4 protein-coding genes are annotated in these 4,559 nt (G+C 33.8%); all 4 read right to left on the bottom strand.

What is annotated here, in order from left to right:
* Nucleotides 1–175: 175 nt before the first annotated feature.
* Complete coding sequence (locus RMO53_RS11635) at nt 176–1,942, bottom strand: alpha-glucosidase (protein ID WP_310380873.1); 1,767 nt, start codon at nt 1,940–1,942, stop codon at nt 176–178.
* A gap of 36 nt (nt 1,943–1,978) precedes the next feature.
* A complete protein-coding gene (locus RMO53_RS11630) occupies nt 1,979–2,878 on the bottom strand; it encodes a carbohydrate kinase (protein WP_310380870.1) in 900 nt (299 codons plus the stop codon).
* 4 nt (nt 2,879–2,882) lie between these two features.
* Nucleotides 2,883–4,211, bottom strand: coding sequence for a sugar porter family MFS transporter (locus RMO53_RS11625; protein ID WP_310380867.1), 1,329 nt, complete (start codon nt 4,209–4,211; stop codon nt 2,883–2,885).
* Nucleotides 4,212–4,222: 11 nt separating this feature from the next.
* The coding region (locus RMO53_RS11620; RefSeq protein ID WP_310380865.1) for a GH32 C-terminal domain-containing protein at nt 4,223–4,559 on the bottom strand (337 nt) is incomplete at its 5' end.

The raw sequence follows: 4,559 nt of genomic DNA, 5'->3' as shown, positions 1-4,559 counted from the left end.
TAAGAAATAGGCTGTGCTCAATAGATTTGCATCTAAAATTTTCATCCATTCTGGCAGTTGTTCTGGATAATAATAGAATTCAAAATGTTCCATATTATGTAGAATAACAATGCACATTATGGCAAATCCTCTCAATGCATCTACAACGTCTATTCGTACTGCTTTCATATTAAAATTAGTATAGTTGGTAAATTGCGGCTTCGTATGGTCTCAATTCTGACATTGAATGTTTTCCTTGATAATTATTGATTAATAATTTCGCTTTTTTACTATTTAAGCCAGTTTTTACAACTGCTTTTTTTGTAGAAAAGTTTAATAAAACAAGTATTTTTTTGCCATCTAATTCTCTAGTAAAGGCATAAACATTAGGGTTGTCTTTGTCTAAAAGAGTGTATTTTCCATAAATTAATACGGGATTTGTTTTTCGAAGTTTTGTCATTTTTCTAAAATAATTCAACACAGATTTTGGGTCTCTCTCTTGTGCTTCGGCATTCAAAGTAGTATGATTATCATTTACTTTTAACCAAGGTGTTCCTGTTGTAAATCCACCATTTGCTGTAGCATTCCATTGAAACGGAGTTCTACCATTGTCTCGTGCTCCACCTGTTTTTTGATTTTCAATAAATTCATTTAAATCGCCACCTGCAATTTTAATTTTTTCATATTCGGCTAATGTTTCTATGTCTCTATAATCTTCTATTTTGTCGAATTTAGCGTTTACCATTCCTATTTCGTCTCCGTTATAATAATAAGGAGTTCCGCGCATCGAAAGCAAGAAAGTAGTCAATAGCTTAGAAGAATAATCATGAAATTCTGGCGAATCATTGCCCCAACGGCTTACCATTCGAGGTTGGTCGTGGTTGCCTAGATAGGTTGTTCCCCAACCTTTAGTCTCATAGACTTTATCCCAATCAGAATAGATTTTTTTGAAATCTACTAAAGAATAAGCACCCATTTTTTTAAAATATCCTGGAACATATCCCAAATTTGTCCCCTCGAAATGATACCCCATATTGAGTTCTTTTCTATCAGCATCTACAAAATTTAATGCTGTTGATAATAACATTCCTGCGCCTTCAGCAAGTGACATGCAATCGTATTTACTTAAAACTTCGCGGTTCATTTCTTGAAGGTATTCGTGCAAATGTGGTCCACTTCCCATAAAAACATCCCAACGACCATGATAATCTTTATCTAAATCGGCTTGGGTAATCACAGGAAAACTAGTGTCTTTAGAAATAAACGGAATCACATCCATTCTAAATCCATCTACACCTTTATCGAGCCACCAACACATCATGCTGTAAATTTCTTGACGCAATTTTGGGTTTTCCCAATTCAAATCGGGCTGTTTAAAGTTGAAATAATGTAGGTAATAAGAATCAGTTGTTTTGTCGTATCTCCAACCACTTCCATCAGCTTCAAAAGCACCTGGACGAAATGCGGGCTTTCCTTTTTCGGCTGGCCACCAGTGGTAATAATCTCTGTATGGATTGTCGCGTGATTTACGGCTTTCCTCGAACCATTTGTGTTCATCACTGCTGTGATTTACAACTAAATCCATTACTAATTTCAATCCTCTTTCGTGCATTCCTTTTAATAAGGCATCAAAATCTTCCATAGTGCCAAATTCCTTCATTATCGCTTGATAATCAGAAATGTCATAGCCATTATCAGCATTTGGCGAACCATAAATTGGGTTTAACCAAATGACATCTACGCCTAGACTTTTTAAGTAATCGAGTTTAGAAATAATTCCTTTTAAGTCACCAACACCATCTCCATTTGTATCTTTGAAACTACGCGGATAGATTTGATAAACTACTGCTTCTTTCCACCATTTACGATCAGTTGGAGGTGCTTTTTCTTGTGCCAAAATAGTATTGCCAATCAAAATTAGTAAGAGTTGTATTGTGACGAATAATTTTATTTTGAGTTTCATTTGAATAATTTTTTTTAGATTTAAAGTAGTGTATTGTTATTTTTTCAGTGGATTCATAAAATTTGTAATCTCTTGGGTTGTTATTTTTGGATTGGCACCTTCGCTTTGTGCAACAAGAGCACCTAATGCACAGGCAAAATCAATCGCTTTTTGAGGTTTTTCATTAGTTAATAATTTGCTTAATAATCCAGCCAAAAAGGAATCGCCAGCACCCACAGTATCAACAACGCTAATTTTATAACCACTATTGTAATAAAATTGTTGATTGTAATACAAAACCGCGCCATGATTTCCTTTTGTCACGCAGATGTGATTTGTATTGGTGTGCTCTGCAATGTAAAGTATGTTTTGTTCTAGAGAATGATAGGGCGATTTTAAATACCCACTTATTTCATATAGTTCATCATCATTAAATTTTATAAAATCGGATTGCATCATCAAGTTAATAAGTAACTCTTTGGTGTAAAAAGGAGCGCGTAAATTGACATCAAAAATTTTGTATTTGGCATAATTAATTAATTCTAGCAGCGAAAGATGGGAAGTTATATCTCTACAAACTAAGCTCCCGTAAACCATTGCATCCGCTTTTTTTACGGTGTTTTCAACTTCAGGATTGCACTCAATTTTATCCCAAGCCACAGGATAATTAATGGTGTATGAAGCAGAACCTTTTTCGTCTAATTTTACAATTACTTCCCCTGTATAATGAATAGTGTCAATTTGAATTGAAGCAGTATCAACGCCACCTTTTTTTATAAACTCTAGTAATTCTTTGCCTATTTCGTCAGTGCCAATTCGGCTTATTATTTGAGTGTTAGCCCCAAGTGTTGCAAGTCGAAGCGCAACATTCAATGGTGCTCCACCAATTTTTTTATGCTTAGGAAAAACATCAAACAACACTTCTCCGAAACAAATAATATTCAAGTTGTTTTTCATTTCGTTATTTTGAAATCATTTTATGTTCTAATTCTTCTAGCGATAATCCTTTGGTTTCGGGCATCATAAAGAGTACAAATACCAATTGTAAAACCATCATAAAGGCAAAAAATGCGAAGATTGGCCACGGGTTTTCTTTGAATATATCAATAACAACTGGTCCAGCCAAAGTAATTAATGCGGCAAATATCCAATGAATTCCGGTGCCAAAAGATTGCCCTTTTGCTCTAACATTATTCGGAAAAATTTCTGAAATGAAAACCCAAATTACCGCACCTTGACCTATGGCATGCGAAGCAATAAACAACATAATAGAAGTCATTAAAACAATTGGGCCTAAATTATTATGAAACGCTAAAGCGACCATTCCTAGACTAATAATATAACCCAATGAACCAATTATCATCAATTGTTTTCTTCCTAAAATATCTATTAATCGCATTCCTGCAAGGGTAAAAATCAAATTTGTTACTCCAATTAAAATAGAATTCATTAAGGACTCTTTTGAACCTAATCCGGCCATTTCTAATATTTCTGGAGCATAGTATAAAATAAAATTTATTCCAGATAATTGGTTGAAAAAAGCCAGTAAAAAGGCCAAAATTAGAGGCAGTTTGTATCTTTTTGAAAAGATAGTTTCTTTTATAGTTGCGTCTACTAAATCTTTTTTGATTTCACGAAAACTGTCCTGTGCTTCTTCTTTACTATAAATCATTTCAAGTACTTTCATTCCTGCTTCATCATCTCTTTTTTTCAAGATGAGCCAGCGTGGACTGTCGGGGATTTGTAAAACAATAATACTATAAATCAATGCCGGTAAAGCAACTATTCCTATCATCCATCGCCAGTCATTTTGACCTCCAACGCCTTCTAATAAATAATTAGAAAAGAACGCAATTAAGATTCCAAAAACAATGTTAAATTGAAATAATGTTCCTAGCTTTCCTCTATTTTTTGGGCTTGAAATTTCAGAAATATAAATGGGCGCAGCCACCGAAGATGCACCAACACCAATACCACCAATAAACCTAAAAAACGAAAAAGTATAAGGATCAGGTGCTAAAGCAGAACCCAAAGCCGATACTAAAAATAAAATTCCAATCCAAAATAAGGTCTTTTTGCGTCCCCATTTATCACATGGAATTCCACCCAATAACGAACCCAAAACCGTTCCCCACAACGCCATTGACATGATAAATAAGCCATGAAATAATGGTGTGGTGTGCCATAATTCTTTGATAGGTAAATTAGCGCCTGAGATTACTACAGTGTCAAAACCAAATAAAAATCCCGCTACAGCAACGGTAAGAGACCAATTTCGTACATTATTCATTTTTTGTGGTTTTAGTTGTTTTTTTGAAGGGTTTTGCTTTCCCAAATTCCATTTATTTTATAGATATTTATATTTTTTAACTCTTGATTTTCATCAGATTGAACACTTAATTTTGTGTAGGGTTTATTCGGAAACAGTTGTTCTGTAAAGCTATACAAACCGTTATTTAAGAAAATTTCTATTGATGACCAATCTAAAATAATTTGGTAGTTTATAGTTTCTGAAATGATGTTTGGAGTTGCCATTTTATGAATTTCTTTTCCAAAACTTTTTTCAAAATTGACTATTCCTGAATGGCTTCTGTCAACAGAAAATATTTTTTGTTTCGAATCATAATTGATTACTAAT

The sequence above is a fragment of the Flavobacterium sp. genome, assembly GCF_031409475.1.
GTDB lineage: Bacteria > Bacteroidota > Bacteroidia > Flavobacteriales > Flavobacteriaceae > Flavobacterium.
Note: the sequence above shows the minus strand (reverse complement) of the source record. Positions and strands in the feature narration are given on the sequence as shown.